This window comes from Paenibacillus durus (assembly GCF_000756615.1).
Classification (GTDB): domain Bacteria; phylum Bacillota; class Bacilli; order Paenibacillales; family Paenibacillaceae; genus Paenibacillus_AQ; species Paenibacillus_AQ durus.
The window spans coordinates 3877210-3895360 of the sequence record NZ_CP009288.1; the positions used below are offsets into that span (position 1 = coordinate 3877210).

Consider the following 18151-nt stretch of genomic DNA (forward strand, 5'->3'; position numbering starts at 1 on the left):
CATGGGCAGAAGCCTGACTCTGCGGCGTCAGTCTGCCGTGAGGCTGTTAGCTGATGCCCAGGTACTCTTTAATTCCGCTCACAATCGCTGCGGCCACCCTATTCTGCAAATCTTCCGTAAATAGGAGAGCTTCGTCTTTTTTATTGCTGAGATATCCGGCTTCCAGCAGAATCGCCGGCATCTTCGTTTCACGAATAACATGAAAATTGCCGTACTGCACGCCCCGGTCGCTAAGTCCGGTTGCCTGCACCAAATATTTATGCATGACAGCGGCAAATGCCTTGCTCTCATCCCGTTTATAGTACGTCTCGGTGCCGCTGGCAGCTGTAGACGGGCTGCTGTTCGCATGTACCGAAATGAACAAGTCTGCGTTCAAGTTATTGGCGATAGCCGCCCGCTCTTTGAGCTCAAGGAAAGTATCATCGCTGCGCGTCAGCACAACTTCGATATTTGCCTCCTGCTTCAGCAGCGCCTCTGCTTTGAGGACTACCGCCAAATTAAAGTTCTTCTCATATTTCCCTGTAACCCCGACCGCGCCGGAATCCTTGGCACCGTGCCCGGCATCCAGTACAACGAGCTTCTTGCCGCCTCTGTCAAGCGGACCCGTGGCTACATCCGTCCCGGTTCCACCGGCGGCGGCAACCAATCCTCCAGTGCTATTCAGGTCAATGATGGCCAGCTTGGACGACGAATCGTTTCCGGATAAGCTGTAACCGAAATCTTTTGACTCATTCAGTTCGATAACGAACCTCACCATATAAGGATTACTGCTGTATAAAGAATAGCGGATTTCCTTGACATCCGGGTAGCCTGTCGCATCAAGCGTATTCATTTGATCGGACGGCAGGTTCTGTCCAGACCCGAACGAATCGGAGAAGGAGGCGTTTGGAATATCAACCACGATTCGAGCGGGACCATCCAGAACGGAAACCTTAGGCGCCGAATCACCGGATAACGCGATAAGAAGCTGGTTATCGCTAAAGCTAACGCCGTTAACCTTCGTTGAATTGCTTGCGGATCCGGACGGCGTCACTCCCGCGTTGGTTCCATCTCCCGATGAACTGCCTCCTGTGGATGGAGTGTTGTTTGCAGGCGAACTGCCGTCAGCGGAAGTCGGCGGCGATGTTATCGTTACCGTCTTCTCCTTGTTATCCCATTCCACCTTTAACCCGAACTGCTCGGAAATGAAACGGATGGGCACAAGCGAGGTATCCGTCCTCAGGACGGGGGCCTCATTAAGAGTTACCTCATTGCCGTCGACTGTCGCAGTTTTTTGGCCGACTACAAGCGAGATCACTTTACCCTGCTGGCTGATTGTCACCGTCTTAGCACTCTGGTTCCAGTCCACTTTGTATCCCAAGTTCTGGACAATCATCCGCAGCGGTACCATAACGGTACCGTTCAAATTCTCGACCGGGACGCTTTGTCCTGCGGTCAATTCCTTGCCGTCGAGAAAAATCTTGTTGTTTCCAGAAGCGGCATGTCCATTTTCCGGCATAACGAGTACGAACAATAGCACGAGCAGCAAAAAGCTTAATTTCTTCATTCTTCACCTCTAGGAATCTAGTATTCCGCCCCGGAACGGCGTTCTATGGTGGCATCCGCCCGACAACCTTTGACACTAATTAGACGCCGGGCTTCATGAAAAGTTGCGAAAGATTTCCATCCTATCCGGCGTCTAAATAGATCGCTGCTCCTTATTATAAATGAGCCTAAATTCCTAAATTCCTAAATATTCAATAATGCCCGCCGCAATTTCCCGAGCCAGTGAATCCTGAATATCATTGGAAAAAAGCTTCGATTCATCTGAAGTATTCGTCAGATAACCTGACTCCAGCAGCACCGCCGGCATTGAGGTTTCCCTGGTCACATGAAAGCTCCTCGTCCTAACCCCGTTGTCCTTGAAGCCGGTTCCCTTCACCAGATGCTTATGCATAACCCTGGCTAACGGAAGACTGTCACTGCGGGTGTAATAGGTTTCGCTGCCGTTAACCTTGTACCAATTGGGGGTTGTCGTTTCTATCGCATTCGCATGCAGCGATACGAAGAGATTCGCTCCAGCCGCTTCCGCGATATCAACACGATCCTGCAGACCAAGCGTAATATCCTCTGTCCGCGTGTACACAACCGTCACGCGCCCATCGCCTTGCAGCAGAGCTCCAGCCTTTTGAATGACCGCCAGATTGAAGTCTTTCTCCTTTCGTCCTGCCGGGCTAACCGCACCTGAAGCCGAACCGCCATGTCCGGCGTCCAGCACAACCACGGGGTTGCCGCTGCCGCCGCTAGTGGCTCCTCCTGTATCACTAACGTTCAGATCCACGGTGATAAGACCAGTGCTGTCATCAACGCTTAGCCGATAAGGCAATTTTTCCGTCGTCTGAATTTCAAACCGGACGGCGGAAGGAGCAGTACCTGTCAACGAATAACCGATAGCGGCTATTAGCGGATATTCCGAAACATCAAGCGTACCTTGGGCAGCTCCTGAGACCGGTCCTCCCCCCGCGAAATCGGACGCCAACGAAGTGCCCGGCAGCTCCACGATAATTCGGCTCGGATTATCCAGCGTCGTAATATTCGGCTTGACGGTACCGGTAACGGCAATGATCAGCTGATTCGCGATAAAATCCGCCCCTTTTACCTGTATCGGCGTGCCTTCAGCGGTTCCGGCAGGCGCCTCTGTAGGCCCGGGCGGTGATGAAGCTGTCCCCGTTACCGTGCCGGTAGTCTGCGACGGCGCAGGTGTAGGCGCCGGCGAGCTGACCGCCGGACTTGCGGGCGGAGAAGGCGCAGCAGCCAGCGAGGTTTCAGGCATAGCCGAGCTAGAATCTGATGAATTCCCGGACAGATAGACAATCTTTTCTTTATTGTCCCAGCCGACTTCAAGCCCGAACTGTTCGCCAACGAACCGAATCGGGACGAGAACCGTCCCTCCGGTCTGTTTAGGCGCGGCGTTAAGGCTGAGCGGAACACCGTCCGCATCGGCGTTTTTGCTCCCGACAAACAGCTTAATCTCTTTAAAATCCTGACGGATCGTCACTTTACGGGCCGTTTGATCCCATAACACTTCGTATCCCAGATTCTCTGTGACGACACGGATCGGGATCATGACACTCCCGTTGATGTTCTCGAGCTTAATACCTTGCGGCAGCGCCAGCTCTTGGTTATCCAGCACTATTTTCCCTCTACCCGCCGCCTCCGCGTCCTGCCCGAACCAGACAATAAACACCAGCAGGGGCAGCAGCAGCGCGAACATTTTCAGACAAGTCTTCCTCATTCTCTTCTCCCCTTACTCCCTAATTGCAGAACGACTGCGATAAATTCCAGACGCGGGTATTTGCCAAAAGTTACATATGAGACAGCAATTCTAGTCTTGATGTTTATACATTCTGCTATTATAGCAAAAAAACTTCCATTTCCGGTACAGGAAATGGAAGTTTTGTGTAAAAATTTACGAGATTCGTATCTTTGCTGCTCCCCAGCCCCTATTAGGCAAAAAGCTTAGCCGCATGCTTCTGTTCATAGGCAGCAATTGCGTCCTTATGCTGAAGCGTCAGACCGATGTCGTCAAGACCTTGCAGCAGGAACTGACGGCGGTGCTCGTCAATATTGAAGCTGATACTCAGACCATGAGCGTCGCTGATATTGTTGTTCTCAAGATCGACAGTCAGCTCATAGCCTTCATGGGCTGCAGTCCGCTGGAACAGATCTTCCACCTGCTCTTCAGAGAGCTTGATCGGAAGAATGCCGTTCTTGAAGCAGTTGTTGTAAAAAATATCGGCATATGACGATGCGATAATCACCTTAAAGCCGTAGTCCAAGATCGCCCACGGAGCATGCTCTCTGGAGGAACCGCAGCCGAAGTTGGCTCTGGAGATCAGAATGGACGCACCTTTGTAGCGGTCCTGGTTCAACGCAAATGCCGGATTGTCGTTGCCCGCTTCATCAAAACGCCATTCAAAGAACAGAAACTGTCCGAAACCTGTCCGTTCAATTCTTTTAAGGAATTGCTTCGGAATAATGGCATCCGTATCCACATTGACCCGATCCACAGGTCCGACAATCCCGGTTAATTTCTTAAAAGCTTCCATCTATATTACCCTCCCGATTATCTCAAATTCTTATGAGCTGACGGCTTCCGTCTTGAAGTTCCAATCCCGCACATCCGTGAAGTGGCCTTTGATCGCAGCCGCGGCAGCCATTTCAGGCGAGACAAGATGCGTACGTCCCCCACGTCCTTGGCGGCCTTCAAAGTTCCGGTTGGAGGTCGACGCGCAGCGCTCTCCCGGCTGCAGAATGTCAGGGTTCATCGCCAGACACATGCTGCATCCCGCTTCGCGCCATTCAAAACCGGCTTCCGTGAAAATTTTGTCCAGACCTTCCTTCTCGGCCAGAGCTTTTACTCTTCCCGAACCCGGCACGACAATGGCCGTTACGTTCTCCGATACCTTATGGCCCTTGGCAACCTCAGCCGCCGCGCGCAAATCCTCGATCCGGCCATTTGTACAGGAACCGATGAAGACATAATCAATGGCAATTTCGGAAATAGGAGTTCCAGGCTTCAAATCCATGTATTCCAGCGCCTTTTCAGCCGCTTTACGTTCGTTCTCGGTAGCAAAATCAGCCGGATTCGGCACTGTAGACGTAATGTCGGTACCCATACCCGGGCTTGTGCCCCAAGTTACTTGCGGAATCAGCGAGTCCACTGCAAATTCGACAACCGTGTCGAACTCCGCGCCTTCGTCGGTAACCAGCTCTTTCCAAGATGCTACAGCCTCGTCAAATGCGGCGCCTTGCGGAACATATTGACGGCCGCGCAGATATTCGAATGTCTTCTCGTCAGGAGCGATCATGCCCGCTCTGGCTCCGGCTTCAATCGACATGTTGCAGACGGTCATCCGCTCTTCCATAGACAGCTCGCTGATAGATTCTCCTGTGTATTCAATGACATAACCTGTTGCGAAGTCCGTGCCGTATTTGGCAATCAGTCCAAGGATCATGTCTTTCGCCGTAACACCCGGGTTGCGCTTGCCAATAAAGCGTACTTCCATCGTCTTCGCTTTAGCCTGCTGCAAGCACTGGGTTGCCATAACATGCTCTACTTCACTTGTCCCGATGCCGAAAGCAAGGGCTCCAAAAGCACCGTGGGTCGAAGTATGACTGTCTCCGCAGACGATCGTTTTGCCGGGATGTGTAAGTCCCAGTTCCGGCCCCATAACGTGCACGACCCCATTGTCAAGATCGTCAAGACCGAACAGCTTCACTCCGAAATCGGCGCAGTTCTTCGTGAGTGTATCGATCTGCTGTTTGGAGATCGGGTCCGTAATATTGAAACGGTCAGTGGTAGGAACGTTGTGGTCCATCGTTGCAAAAGTCAGCTCCGGGCGGCGAATCTTGCGTCCGCTCAGACGAAGTCCTTCAAAAGCCTGCGGCGATGTAACTTCGTGCACCAGCTGCAAGTCGATATATAGAATGCTAGGTTTGCCTTCCTCTTGATAGATAACGTGATTGTCCCAGATTTTCTCGAACATTGTTTTCTTGCCCATAATTTCACCTCGTCATAGATTCGTTCATCTGTAAGGAAAAATAGATTTCCCCTTGGAATGATCTAAATATAACATGAGGTTGTTTATTACGCCAAGATATAATATCTATAATTCTTATAGGTAAATATTATAAGGATGGATACGCTTTGTTAGGAAAAACTTCCCATAAAACTCCACTCGCCTTAACGAATAAAATTAGTAAATATTTTTTCTTCTCTTTCAGGCTTCTTTACATTTCCTTCACCGTTTTCTATCAACTTCATAAGCCATGCCATATTTTTACCAAGTATCCTCATGATTTGAATCCCTTCTTGATCCTGCATTGCCTCCCCTGGTGCTGTTCCGTTAATAACATTCCAATAATTTGAAGTAGCCATAAGCATTTCAGAATGATTAATGTAGTTATTTAACTGGTCAAAAGTTGGAATTCCACCTGCACGTCTTACTGCTACAACTGATACACCAACTTTATGTCTTAACATACTATCATTGGCTTCTGCCACACGAAAAGCTCTATCCAAAAATGATTTCATTGTTCCAGCAATGGATGAATAGTGAACGGGTGACCCTAAAATTATTCCATCCGCTTCTTTCATCTTTTCAACCCATTCATTAACCGGATCAGTAGTAATAATACATTTTCCATTTTTATTTTTTATGCATTTTTTACAAGCAATACATCCTCTAACAGGTTTATTCCCTACGTGAACTATTTCCGTTTCTATTCCTTCTTTTTCAAGTTCATCAATAACTATTTTTATTCCATGATAAGTATTTCCTGCTTTAGCAGGACTTCCATTAAAAGCTACAACTTTCATTAAAAATTCCTCCCTTTATTTTCCACAAAATAAATACTGAACGTATCGTTTACATATTATATAATATACTGAACGTACAGTATTGTAAAGTGTATTTTTTTAATATCTATTCGGGCTCCTTTATAGGTTATGCTTATAAGAGGATGAATCTTAGAAGGAGACTACTAGAATGGAACTCAGACAACTGCTTTACGTGCTGCAAATCGCAAATGAACGAAATTTCTCAAGGGCCGCGGAGAAACTCCATATCGCCCAGCCCTCGCTAAGCCAGCAGCTTTCCAAGCTTGAGAGGGAGCTCGGCGTAATGCTATTCCAGCGGAATACAAGCACTGTTGAGCTTACCCATGCGGGAAGGAAATTTGTGGATCAGGCGCAAATCATTATCGATGCGGTTGAGCTGCTTCGCCAGGAGATGAATGATATATCAGAGCTTCGTACTGGACGTGTGGTTGTCGGCAGCATGCCGATTACGGGAGCCCACCTGCTGCCCTATGTGCTGCCGGTATTTAAGCGAAAATACCCGGATATAGATATTACGCTGCTGGAGGATTCCTCAATGAATCTGGAAAAGCTAACCGCAAGCGGCCAGACGGATCTCAGCCTGCTGTCTCTGCCGCTGGAGGTCCCCGCGCTGGCCTATGAAATTCTTGGGGAGGAGCGCATTGATCTCGCGGTTCCGCCGGAGCATCCTTTGGCTGTACGCGCGTTCACCGGCATGAGAACGGCAATAGAAGAACTAAAAGGAGAATCGTTTATTGTCCTTAAAGAAGGCCAAGGCTTTCGTAAAATGACAGTGGACCTGTGCCGGGAGGCCGGATTTGATCCGTCCATTGTTTTCGAGAGCAATAATATGGAAACCATCCAATCGCTTGTGGCGGCAGGCATGGGCGTGACGCTGGTTCCCCGCTTTATTTCCCGCGCTCCGCGCAGCGAGTTTGTACCGGTCTATTTGCCTTTGGCTGAGCCTGTGCCCAGCCGGACACTAGTCGTCGCCTACCGCAGGGGGCGCTATCTGTCCAAAGCAGCCGAAGCTTTTATTCACACGTTCCAAACAACGGTAGCCGAGCTTGCGCAGGAATAGCCGCCGAAAGGCGACGAATAATTCGGTTACGCGGCAAAAAGCCGTCCATCACTACGGATGTGATGAGCGGCTTTGGTTATTTTACAATTGACGTTAGTTCTGGTATTTACGGAAATTACGCTCGGAAATGAAATGGTTCTGAGTATCAGGCACATGCGAGGTATCTTCGTCAACCGGCCCTCTTGAGTGGGGACTGCCGGTCTCTTCCTCAATAAATTCTCGCATAGTCTGCCGCTGCTCCTCCAGTTCATCTTTTCTTTCTTGAAGCTTCTGCAGGTTCTCTTTATTCAATGGTTCCACCTCCTGAACACGGAATAGATCTATTTTGCCCGCTCGCCGGAAGGATAAACATTTTCCATACACCGGTCTTTTCAAAGGCAATAGCTTGAACTCTCTTGGCAAACTTGGCTCCTCATGGTATTCTAATTGTCAAATAGGTAAACGTGCAGACGGGACCAGTACGAACGATCCTACCGCGCCAGAGAGTAAATTCCGATAGGCTGAAAGAATTTACCGCGGCTAGCGTTCCGAATCCTACCCCCGAACGGCCTGCTCCGCAGGACGGATTCCTCCCGTTACGAGGCTAAAGTCGGATGATCCCTCATCAATGAAGGTGGTACCGCGGAAGTGAACCCAAGCTTTCGTCCTTTGCTCAGTCTAAGGATGGGGGCTTTTTTGTTGTTCAATATGGATAATAGGAAGTGAAAGGCAATGTCTACACGATTAGTGGTCAAAATTGGCAGCAGCTCTCTGACCGCAGCCGAAGGCGGGCTTAACCGCGACGCGGTCGCCTTTTTCGCGTCCGAAATCGCGGATCTGAGGCGCAGCGGCTGCGAAGTGCTGCTCGTAACCTCGGGGGCGGTTGCCGCGGGCTTCCGCAGCATCGGATATCCCGCGCGTCCCAAGCTGCTTCATGAGAAGCAGGCCGCCGCAGCCGTGGGCCAGGCGCTATTGATGCAGGCCTACCAGGAAGCCTTCTCCGCGCACGGCCTGACTGCTGCCCAAATTCTGCTGACCCGCACGGATTTCCGCAGCCGCCGCGCAATGAACAACGCCTCAATGACCGTCGAAGAGCTGCTGAGGCAGGGTGTGATTCCGGTATTCAATGAGAATGACACGGTGTCCGTCGATGAACTGAAATTCGGCGATAACGATATGCTATCCGCTTTGGTCGCCAACCTGCTCAAAGCCTCGCGCCTGCTGATGCTAACGGATATCGACGGCCTATACAGCAGCGATCCGCGCAGCAATCCGGATGCCAAGCGCTACCGGCTTATCGAAGAGATCACGCCGGAAATTTATTCGACTGCCGGAGGAGCCGGTTCAGCAGTCGGAACAGGCGGCATGCGCTCCAAAATCGACGCCGCGAAGATCGCCACCCGTGGAGGCGTGCCCGTCTTTGTGGGACGCGTGACCGAACCCGGCGATTTACAGCTGGCGGTCAAGGACGAAGGCAAGGGCACGTACTTTGCCACAACGCTGTCTTCCCTCCCCGTCAAGAAGCAATGGCTGGGCTTCATGTCCACACCGCTCGGCTCGTTGATTGTCGACGCCGGAGCAGAAGAAGCACTGGTTCACGGAGGGCACAGTCTGCTGCCGGTAGGCGTCCGGGAGGTTCAGGGCAGCTTTCATGCCGGAGATGTCGTTGAAGTGCTCGGTCTCGATTCCAAGCTGCTCGGACGCGGCATCGTGAATTACGACGACACTCAGCTGCGCATCATCCGGGGACTGCCGAGCGGTGAGGTCATGCACCAGCTTGGAGAAGAAGTGCACCGGCTTGAGGTCATTCACAGGGATGAATGGATTACGTTGAAATAAACAACTTCTGCTGTGAAACCTTTTTGCCTAATATGTTATGATTCAATTTGTTTAAGGGGGAAAGATGATGGGTGAAGTTGCAAGCAAAGCGGCCCTGGCTAAACGTGCTGCAGGGGCGCTCGGCAGACTGACTACCGGACAGAAGAACGAAGCGCTGCTGGTAATGGCAGATGCGCTGCGGCGGGAAGCTGCCGCGATTATCGAAGCTAACGCCGAGGATCTGGAACGGGGCAGACAAGGCGGTACGCCGCAATCCATGCTGGACCGGCTATCGCTGGATACCGACCGGATCGACGCAATCGCCGAGGGGCTTCAGCAAATCGCCGTTCTTCCCGATCCGGTCGGGGATACTCTTGAGACGTTGGAGCGCCCGAACGGTCTGATCATTGAGAAAATCCGTGTGCCGCTTGGCGTTATCGGCATTATTTATGAAGCTCGCCCGAACGTTACGGTCGATGCCGCCGGTCTATGCCTGAAGACGGGTAATGCCGTCGTGCTGCGGGGCGGTTCAGCCGCTCTCTCATCCAACCGCAAAATCGTCGAGGTGCTGCATGCTGCTCTGGCTGGGACGAACATCCCTCCTGAGGCGCTGCAGCTTATTGAAGACCCAAACCGCTCGTCCGTTGACGAATTGCTCAAACTGAACGGTTTACTTGATGTCATTATCCCGCGCGGCGGCAGCTCGCTGATTCAGAATGTTGTGAAGAACGCTACGGTTCCCGTTATTGAGACGGGGGCAGGCATCTGCCATACGTATCTGGATGCCAGCGCAGTCGCGGAAATGGCTGAATCCATCAGCCTGAACGCCAAAGCGCAGCGTCCCTCCGTCTGCAACTCGATGGAGACCCTGCTTGTTCACCGGAGCTTCGCGGCTGAGCATCTGACCGCGCTTGGAGAAGCTTTCCGCAGCGCTAAGGTGGAGCTTCGAGGATGTTCCCGTACACGGACGCTCATTCCATGGGCGCTCCCGGTCACCGAGGAGAATTTTGCGACAGAATATAATGATTATATCCTTAACATTAAAGTAGTAGACGGAATTGATGAAGCGCTGGAACATATTGCCCGGTATGGTACAAAGCATTCCGAGTGCATTGTGACAGAGGATGAGGAGAGCGCCGAACGGTTCCAAGATGAAGTCGACGCTGCGGCAGTCTACCATAACGCGTCTACCCGCTTCACCGATGGCTTCGAATTCGGATACGGCGCCGAGATTGGCATCAGCACCCAGAAGCTGCATGCCCGCGGACCGATGGGTCTGCCTGCGCTGACTTCTACCAAATACAAAATTTACGGCAACGGACAAATCCGAAGCTAGCCATTATCCGCCAAGGAGGAACTCAAGACGATGTGTCAACAAACTGCTAAGCCTTTAATTAATCATAAGGTCGTTTTTCACGGGGCCGGCTCTATGGCAGAAGCGATCGTCCGTGGTCTGATCGCCCGCTCCGTCATTTATGCCGATAATGTAGTAATGCTTAATCGCAGCAGCAGTGAACGTTTGGCCGAACTGCGTTCCCGCTACGGCGTCAACGGGACCAACGACCCCGAACATAAAGACGAATATTTGCGTACATCCCCGGTTATTGTGCTTGCCATGAAGCCCAAGGATGCGGCGGCGGCAATTCGGGACCTCGCACCGCTGCTCACGGACGGGCAGTTAATCGTTTCCGTCATTGCAGGCCTGTCCATCCGCACGATTCAGGGACTGCTCGGCAAGAAACAGCCTGTTGTCCGCACCATGCCGAACACCTCCAGCTCAATCGGTCTTGGCGCAACAGGCATTGCCTTCTCCAAGGAAGTGTCTGAAGAACAACGGAAGCTTGCACTTAACATCTTCGAGGCGGTAGGGCTTACGGCCGTGATCGATGAAGAGCGCATGGAAACGCTGACCGGCATCTCCGGCAGCGGTCCCGCTTACATCTATTACATGATGGAAGCGATGATTGCCGCCGGCATCCGCGGCGGACTGTCGAAGGAGCAGAGCGCCGAATTGACGGTACAGACGGTGCTCGGCGCGGCCCGCATGGTGCAGCAGACGGGTGAAGAACCAGCCGCCCTCCGTAAGAAGGTCACCTCTCCGGGCGGTTCCACCCAGGCTGCGCTGGAAGTGCTGGACAAGGGTGATTTTTTTGAAACGGTTATTGCGGCGGTCAGCCGCTGCGCCGAACGTTCGCGTGAAATGGGAGCTGCGCTGGAAGCGGAGCTTACGCCAAACGACGAAAAGGAATAGTCGATTTCTAACAACCCGGCATCTTTTATAGTTCAACATTTTCGCCTAGCAAATAAGGCCGATCAAGTCTGATTCCTTGATCGGCCTTATTAATTATCCCTGCTATCTTCCCCCGCGAAACCGCTGGGAGTACGCCTTGACGTCCTGGGCGTTCTTCACCCGGTTGCGGCTCCATTCTAGCAGAATCCTGTCAATATAACGAAAATGCACCTTTCCGGCGAAGACGGATTCCTTCAAAGCGAGCAGAATCAGTTCCTCGGGATACCGGTCCTGGTCGAGCCATCCGGAGATCGTCTCGCATTCCATCGGTGAAAGCGGACGGCCAAACTCCTTCTCGAATACAACGAAGAGACTACGGCTTTCATCTTCCCCAAACGCATCACCGGGAAGATTATTGCCTGTTCCGAGCGATACTGCCCGGCCGCCGCTTCGAATTGAACCACGGTTCCCATCAGCTGCTGAAGAATCATTCTGGGAGGCGAGATAAGAACCCAGCTTATCATACAGCCCCGAGAAGTCATAGCGTTCGTAATGGATACCCTGCCGCTCGTCGCTGCCCGCTACAATCTTTAAGAATCCTTCTTTGATTAGCTTCTGCAGCTCACTGGCAATAACCGAACCGTTGCGTCCGGTAACGGCTTGCAGCTCCTCCAGTGAAGGAAAGTCCTTTCCTTCAATCTGGCGGAAAGAGAGCAGATGAATGAGCAGCAGCGTCTCGCTGCCGGTCAAACCCAGCCTTCGGTAAGCGGTTAGAAGCGTATATGGAATGACGGCCATCCCGCTCTGCAGTCCAAAGGATGCGCCTCCGCTCCAACTGTTTCCTTCCTTGCCGTCCATAAGCCCCTCCTCTCTTCTTAAGGGTAGAGACGGTACAGCATCCGCGGGAACGGAATGGTCTCGCGCACATGATCCAATCCGCAAATCCAGGCTACAGTCCGTTCCAGACCAAGTCCGAAACCGGAATGAGGAACAGAGCCATACGTCCGAAGATCCATATACCATTTGTACGTATCCAGTGACAGCTCATGCTCTTTAAAGCGTTCCTCTAGCAGCTTGGGATCGTCGATCCGCTGCGATCCGCCGATAATTTCCCCGTATCCTTCCGGAGCAATCATATCCGCGCACAGTACGACATCCGGGCGATTCGGATCAGGCTTCATGTAGAAAGCCTTAATTCCGGCCGGATAATGTGTAATGAATACCGGCTTATCATATTCTTCCGCAATTGCCGTTTCATGCGGCGCGCCGAAGTCCTCTCCCCAAGGGATGTCAAAGCCTTTATCATTCAGGAATTTGATCGCGTCGTCATATGTGATGCGCGGGAATGGAGCCTTGATATTTTCCAGCTTGGAAATATCGCGTCCCACCGCCTCAAGCTCCGTCCGGCAGTTCTTTAGCACGGACTGCACGACATGACTGATGAACTCTTCCTGAATGCGCAGGCTTTCTTCATGCTCCGTGAACGCCATCTCCGGCTCAATCATCCAGAACTCGATCAAATGGCGGCGGGTTTTCGATTTCTCCGCGCGGAAGGTCGGTCCGAACGAGTATACACGGCCGAGCGCCATCGCCGCGGCTTCCATATATAGCTGTCCGCTCTGCGTCAAATAGGCGTCTTCCTCAAAGTACTTGGTGTGGAACAGGTTGGTCGTTCCCTCCGCCGATGTCGGGGTCAGGATCGGAGGATCGACGAGGGTAAAGCCGTTAATGTCAAAATACTCCTGAACCGCCCGGATAATTTCCGCCCGGATCACAAGAATCGCCCGCTGCTTCGAGGAGCGGAGCCACAGATGCCGGTGATCCATCAGGAAGTCGACGCCATGCTCCTTCGGTGTAATCGGATAATTCTCGGTTAGGTGCAAAATCTCGATACCGGTCACCGTCATCTCAAATCCCGATTGGCTGCGGGGTTCTTCGCGGATAATTCCAGTGACGTAAAGAGAGCTTTCCTGGGTCAGACTTTTAGCTGCGTTCCAGACCTCCTCCGGTACTTCCGATTTCACGACGACGCCCTGAATATAACCGGTTCCGTCCCGAAGCTGCAGGAACTGTATTTTGCCGCTGGATCGTTTGTTATTTACCCAGCAGCCAATGACGACGCTTTCTCCAACATGATCTTTCACGCCTTGGATAACAGTTTTGTTAGCCATGCCCTCAATCTCTCCTCTATAGAAGTGCAGTACGGTAAAAGGTCCGACAGCCAAAGACCGCTAACGGGCCTTTGGCTGTGGATTCCTCTTGCTATTTACTATTGTAACTCTTTATGCTTGTTCTTGCACGATGCGAAGCGTATCGCGGGCGATAACGAGTTCTTCGTTGGTCGGAACGACAAGCACTTCTACCTTGGAGCCACTCGCTGAAATGCGGCGAGGATCGCCGGAGCGAACCTTGTTCGCTTCCTTGTCCAGCTCTATTCCGAGGAAGGTCAGGTTGCTCAGAACCTTCTCGCGAAGCAATGAAGCATTCTCGCCTACGCCGGCCGTGAAGACAATGACATCAACGCCGTCCATCGCCGCCGCATAGGAACCGATATATTTGCGCAGACGGTATTCGTACATTTCAAAGGCCAGTGTGGAATTCGGCTCGCCCTTCTCATAGCCGTCAATAATGTCCCGCATGTCGCTGCTTGTTCCGGAAATGGCGAGCAAGCCGCTGTGCTTATTGAGCATGGAGCTGGCTTCGCCCGGAGTAAGCTCCTCTTTGTTCATGACGTAAGGAACGACAGCCGGATCGATGTCGCCGCTGCGCGTACCCATCATGAGACCTTCCAGCGGGGTCATGCCCATCGAAGTGTCCACCGATATCCCGCCTTGAACAGCGGTAACGCTGGCGCCGTTGCCGATATGGCAGGTGATAATCTTGAGGTCTTCCAGCGGACGCCCAAGGTACTCGGCTGCAGCCTTGCTTACAAAATCATGCGATGTGCCGTGCGCGCCATAGCGGCGAACTTTGTACTTGTTGTACAGCACTCTCGGAATGGCGTACATATAAGCTTTTTCCGGCATAGTCTGATGGAATGCGGTATCGAATACGACAACCTGTGGAACACCCGGCATATTGATTTCCGAAGCGGTAATCCCCATAACAGCCGCCGGGTTATGTAGCGGAGCAAGGTCGAACAGCCGGCGGATTTCCGATTTGGCCGCCCCGTCTACCAGTGCCGATGCCTTAAAGGTCTCGCCGCCGTGAACGACGCGGTGACCTACGGCATTGATCTCTTTAATGGAGTCGATCACGCCATGTTCCTTGTCGGTCAAATTGGCCAATACTTTACGGATTGCCGTCGTATGTTCCAGAATTTCGCTTACTTCGGTAACTTCCTGTTTGCCTGTCGGCTTATGCGTCAGGATCGAGGAATCCATACCAATGCGCTCGACCAAGCCTTTGGCCAATACGGATTCATCGGTCATGTCATAAAGCTGATATTTCAGCGAAGAAGAACCTGCGTTAATTACGAGTACTTTCATACACGGTCACCATCCTTGTCATACTTGAAGAAGCCTTCGCCCGATTTCATGCCCAGTTGTCCCGCACGCACCATCTTTTTCAGAATGGTCGACGGGCGGTATTTCAGTTCGCCGTACTCGCGGAACATACGCTCCAGAGCGGCAAGAACCGAATCCAGGCCGAAGCGGTCAGCCATTTCAAGCGGGCCGTACTGGAACTGGTAGCCGATACGCATAGCATCGTCGATATCCTCCGGGGATGCGACGCCCTCTTGCAGAACATGCATAGCTTCATTAATGAACAGACAAATGAGGCGTGAAGTTACAAATCCCGGGGATTCGTAGATCATTACGCCTTTCTTCTCAACAACATCGTCAACAAAAGCTTTAGTATTCTCAAATGTCGAATCCGACGTCTTAAGGCCGCGTACGATTTCTACGACGTCCACCTTCGCGACCGGATAAATGAAGTGCATGCCGATGACACGTTCAGGGTACATCGTGGAGCTTGCAAGCTCCGTTAAGCTGAGCGTGGACGTGTTGCTGGCAAGAATAATATTGTTCGGACATACCTGGTCGAGCTGATTAAATACTTTCTTCTTCTCTTCCAGATCCTCAATTATAGTTTCGATGACCATGTCGCAGGAGCTGAGTTCCGCGAAATGAGTCACTTTTTGGATACGGCCGAGGATAAGCTTCTTCTCTGCCTGAGTGATTGCCCATTTCTCCAGTTGTTTATCGAGACTCGTCTCGATCATGCTGTAAGAGTAGTCCAGTTTTTCCGGCGTTTTCTCTACGAGCAGGACATCCAGACCCTTGGCTGCCAACATTTCGGCAATCCCTTGTCCCATCGTGCCTCCGCCGATGACACCGATTTTCTTAAAATTCATAAAAAGCCTCCATCCTTTCAGGTATCTCTACATTTGTGTAGGACCTATTTGTCTGTCGAAAAAACAGCATACTCCGACATTTATAATATCTTAGCATGCATTAAAAGTAAAAAAAAATAACCGGCATCAATAATTATGCCGGTAAAAGGACACTGTCACGAAATTGACAACGAAATTGTTCTCCGGAGAGCACTTCTTCCTTCATTAGGATATCCAGGGAATAATCAAAAAGATTTCGTTTATTTTCCAGAAGAGAATGGGTTCGCTCCATCAGTTCGTCCAATATTTTACTATTCTCTTTCATTAGTTCTTCCGTTGTTACCATTTCCAGCTTGGCGATTCCAAGGGAGGTCAGGCCGGATTTCATCATCATTTCCACAATACCGAGCGCCTGGTCGAAATCGCCCCGGGAGCCTGTGCTCCGTCCGCCGTAATACATTTCTTCGGCTGCCGCTCCGCCGAGCGCAATCATAATCTGCTCCTCAAGATAGTCTTTCGTGTACAGATACTGCTCCTGCTGCGGGTTATGCCGCACATAGCCGAGCGCCTGACCGCGCGGAGTGAGTGTTACCTGACTGACGCTGCCCGGACGCAGAAGCTCGGCCATAATGGCATGTCCCAGCTCATGAATCGCTACCCGCTTCTTCTCTTCCTGGTTCGTCTCACGGTCCGTCTTCTCGCCCATCATGACCTTGTCAATCGCCATTGCCAAATGGCGGTCCTCTACTTGAGTCAAATTATCACGCATCATATAGATCGCGGCTTCATTCATCACGCTTTCGAGCTGGGCTCCGGAGAAGCCGTAAGCTTCCTCCGCAAGTTTATCCAAATTGACATCGGGATGTAGCGGCTTATTCTTGGCGTGCAGCTCTAAAATGGACTTGCGGCCTTTTTTGTCGGGCATGTCCACTTGAATATGACGGTCAAAGCGCCCCGGACGCAGCAGCGCCGGATCAAGCATCTCCTTACGATTCGTAGCGGCGATCAGCAGAATACGCGGAGTTTCCGAATTATAAATGCCATCCATCTCGGTAAGAAGCTGGTTAAGCGTCTGATCATACTCCCGCTGCTGCCCGCCTTCACGCTTGCCGCCGATGACGTCAATTTCGTCGATGAAAATAATGGCGCTTTCCCGATTCTCCTTAACCGCACGGGTACGGGCGTCCTTGAACAGATCGCGGATCCGTCCGGCGCCAACGCCGACATACATTTCCACAAACTCACTGCCGGAGGCCGCCACGAATACCGAGTTCGTGTAATGGGCCGCAGCCTTCGCCATTAGCGTCTTGCCCGTCCCGGGAGGGCCGGTAAGAAGAATCCCTTTGAGCGGACGAATCCCGAACTTGCTGATTTCTTCATGCCGGATCAGAAAATCGAGCGCCTCGCGCAGTTCCTGCTTCGCGTTATCCTGGCCGCCGATTTCTTCAAACGTCAGCTTAGCCGGACCCTTCTTCTTACGCTTCTTCTCCGCACCCGCATTTACGGCGATGCCGCCGCGCATATGGGTGATAACGAGCAGGGCGCCGACCATGGCGGCAGCAACGATAACAGGCACGATATTAATACCCAGAAAAGCCATAAAAATCAGCAGCACCGGCACAAATCCGATTAATACTTCTTTGCTCCATTTAGGCATTGTTCCATACCCCCATCGTTTCAGGCTCGCGCGGCAAAATAATAAATTTGCTCTTTGTGCCGTCCGACAAACTCACATACACATTCTTGTCGTCTATTTCCGTTGTAACGGCAACATTCTTATACTGAGCGGACAGCTCTTTCAGCGTCTCCGGAATAACCGTATATTTGCGGCTCTCCATCGCCTCAGCTACAGAAAACAGCGCTCGATCCCAATAATCGTCCAGCACTTCACTCGAATGTTCCTCCACATCAAGCTTGACGGTCCGGTCTCCGATTATGGACTTGCCTTCGGTATTTATATAATGAACCAGTTCACGAAGCTTCGTGCCCGGCTGCAAATCAAGTTTCAAAGTAACCTCATTGCGGTTAATGGTAATATGGGACTGCTTAACACCCTCATAACTGCTGACCATCTTTTCAAGCGGTTCCTGAACGGCAAACTCACGGTACAAAAACCACCCGCCGAACAATAGCGCAGCAGACAGCAGTGCAGTCAACAATACAGGCATTAGACGAAGTTTCAAACAACGTCCTCCTCTCTAATGATGTCTAACTTTATTGCTTTCCAAGCAGCGTGCCTAGCGCCGTTCGAGACTGGCATGCATTTTGGCATGCCCTGATACAACTAGTAGTATATCATAGGTGTATATACTAGAACGAATCAAATGTGAAGAATATTTAAAATTT

16 protein-coding genes are annotated in these 18151 nt (G+C 51.5%); 4 read left to right on the forward strand and 12 right to left on the reverse strand.

The genetic code is table 11. The features are described 5' to 3' along the window. Positions 1 to 46: 46 nt before the first annotated feature. From PDUR_RS16530 to PDUR_RS16550, 5 genes are all read right to left on the reverse strand, one after another. Positions 47 to 1546 carry an N-acetylmuramoyl-L-alanine amidase family protein gene (locus PDUR_RS16530; protein WP_042207252.1) on the reverse strand — a complete coding sequence of 500 codons (1500 nt, stop codon included), beginning with the start codon at positions 1544 to 1546 and terminating at the stop codon, positions 47 to 49. A 174-nt stretch (positions 1547 to 1720) separates the two neighbouring features. Then, positions 1721 to 3274: an N-acetylmuramoyl-L-alanine amidase gene (locus PDUR_RS16535; protein ID WP_042207253.1), complete on the reverse strand. Its 1554-nt coding sequence runs from the start codon at positions 3272 to 3274 to the stop codon at positions 1721 to 1723. 211 nt (positions 3275 to 3485) lie between these two features. Continuing rightward, positions 3486 to 4088 carry a 3-isopropylmalate dehydratase small subunit gene (gene leuD / locus PDUR_RS16540; protein WP_042207255.1) on the reverse strand — a complete coding sequence of 201 codons (603 nt, stop codon included), beginning with the start codon at positions 4086 to 4088 and terminating at the stop codon, positions 3486 to 3488. Positions 4089 to 4118: 30 nt separating this feature from the next. Further along, positions 4119 to 5543 (reverse strand): 3-isopropylmalate dehydratase large subunit, encoded by a 1425-nt coding sequence (gene leuC, locus PDUR_RS16545; RefSeq protein WP_042207256.1) that lies wholly within the window; start codon positions 5541 to 5543, stop codon positions 4119 to 4121. Positions 5544 to 5725: 182 nt separating this feature from the next. Next, positions 5726 to 6361, reverse strand: a complete 636-nt coding sequence (locus PDUR_RS16550; protein WP_042207257.1) for a flavodoxin family protein — start codon at positions 6359 to 6361, stop codon at positions 5726 to 5728. A gap of 169 nt (positions 6362 to 6530) precedes the next feature. Between PDUR_RS16550 and PDUR_RS16555 the strand changes: the two genes are divergently transcribed. Then, complete coding sequence (locus tag PDUR_RS16555) at positions 6531 to 7442, forward strand: LysR family transcriptional regulator (protein ID WP_042207258.1); 912 nt, start codon at positions 6531 to 6533, stop codon at positions 7440 to 7442. A 93-nt stretch (positions 7443 to 7535) separates the two neighbouring features. Here the strand turns inward: PDUR_RS16555 and PDUR_RS16560 are convergent, their stop codons facing one another. Beyond that, entirely contained in the window at positions 7536 to 7733 is a 198-nt protein-coding gene (locus PDUR_RS16560) for a hypothetical protein (RefSeq protein WP_042207259.1), read from the reverse strand. A 420-nt stretch (positions 7734 to 8153) separates the two neighbouring features. Between PDUR_RS16560 and proB the strand changes: the two genes are divergently transcribed. The 3 genes from proB to proC all read left to right on the forward strand — a co-directional run bounded on the left by proB (position 8154) and on the right by proC (position 11490). After that, the gene (gene proB, locus PDUR_RS16565; RefSeq protein WP_042207260.1) at positions 8154 to 9260 is read left to right on the forward strand and encodes a glutamate 5-kinase; all 1107 of its coding nucleotides are present in this window, start codon (positions 8154 to 8156) and stop codon (positions 9258 to 9260) included. A 67-nt stretch (positions 9261 to 9327) separates the two neighbouring features. Beyond that, the gene (locus tag PDUR_RS16570) at positions 9328 to 10575 is read left to right on the forward strand and encodes a glutamate-5-semialdehyde dehydrogenase (RefSeq protein WP_042207261.1); all 1248 of its coding nucleotides are present in this window, start codon (positions 9328 to 9330) and stop codon (positions 10573 to 10575) included. A gap of 30 nt (positions 10576 to 10605) precedes the next feature. Then, on the forward strand, positions 10606 to 11490 hold the full coding sequence (proC, locus tag PDUR_RS16575) for a pyrroline-5-carboxylate reductase (protein ID WP_042207262.1): 885 nt from the start codon (positions 10606 to 10608) through the stop codon (positions 11488 to 11490). A gap of 102 nt (positions 11491 to 11592) precedes the next feature. On the opposite strand, the gene PDUR_RS16580 is transcribed toward proC, so the two are convergent. The 6 genes from PDUR_RS16580 to PDUR_RS16605 all read right to left on the reverse strand — a co-directional run bounded on the left by PDUR_RS16580 (position 11593) and on the right by PDUR_RS16605 (position 17988). Continuing rightward, a complete protein-coding gene (locus tag PDUR_RS16580) occupies positions 11593 to 12327 on the reverse strand; it encodes a DnaD domain protein (RefSeq protein ID WP_042207263.1) in 735 nt (244 codons plus the stop codon). Positions 12328 to 12344: 17 nt separating this feature from the next. Further along, positions 12345 to 13640: an asparagine--tRNA ligase gene (gene asnS / locus PDUR_RS16585; RefSeq protein ID WP_042207264.1), complete on the reverse strand. Its 1296-nt coding sequence runs from the start codon at positions 13638 to 13640 to the stop codon at positions 12345 to 12347. 111 nt (positions 13641 to 13751) lie between these two features. Beyond that, positions 13752 to 14957 carry an acetate/propionate family kinase gene (locus PDUR_RS16590; protein WP_042207266.1) on the reverse strand — a complete coding sequence of 402 codons (1206 nt, stop codon included), beginning with the start codon at positions 14955 to 14957 and terminating at the stop codon, positions 13752 to 13754. Next, positions 14954 to 15826: a 3-hydroxyacyl-CoA dehydrogenase family protein gene (locus PDUR_RS16595; protein WP_042207267.1), complete on the reverse strand. Its 873-nt coding sequence runs from the start codon at positions 15824 to 15826 to the stop codon at positions 14954 to 14956. The genes PDUR_RS16590 and PDUR_RS16595 overlap by 4 nt, the downstream gene beginning before the upstream one ends. Before the next feature lie 133 nt (positions 15827 to 15959). Next, positions 15960 to 17462, reverse strand: a complete 1503-nt coding sequence (locus PDUR_RS16600) for an AAA family ATPase (RefSeq protein WP_042207268.1) — start codon at positions 17460 to 17462, stop codon at positions 15960 to 15962. Continuing rightward, positions 17455 to 17988, reverse strand: coding sequence for a hypothetical protein (locus PDUR_RS16605; protein ID WP_042207269.1), 534 nt, complete (start codon positions 17986 to 17988; stop codon positions 17455 to 17457). The genes PDUR_RS16600 and PDUR_RS16605 overlap by 8 nt, the downstream gene beginning before the upstream one ends. Positions 17989 to 18151 lie beyond the last annotated feature (163 nt).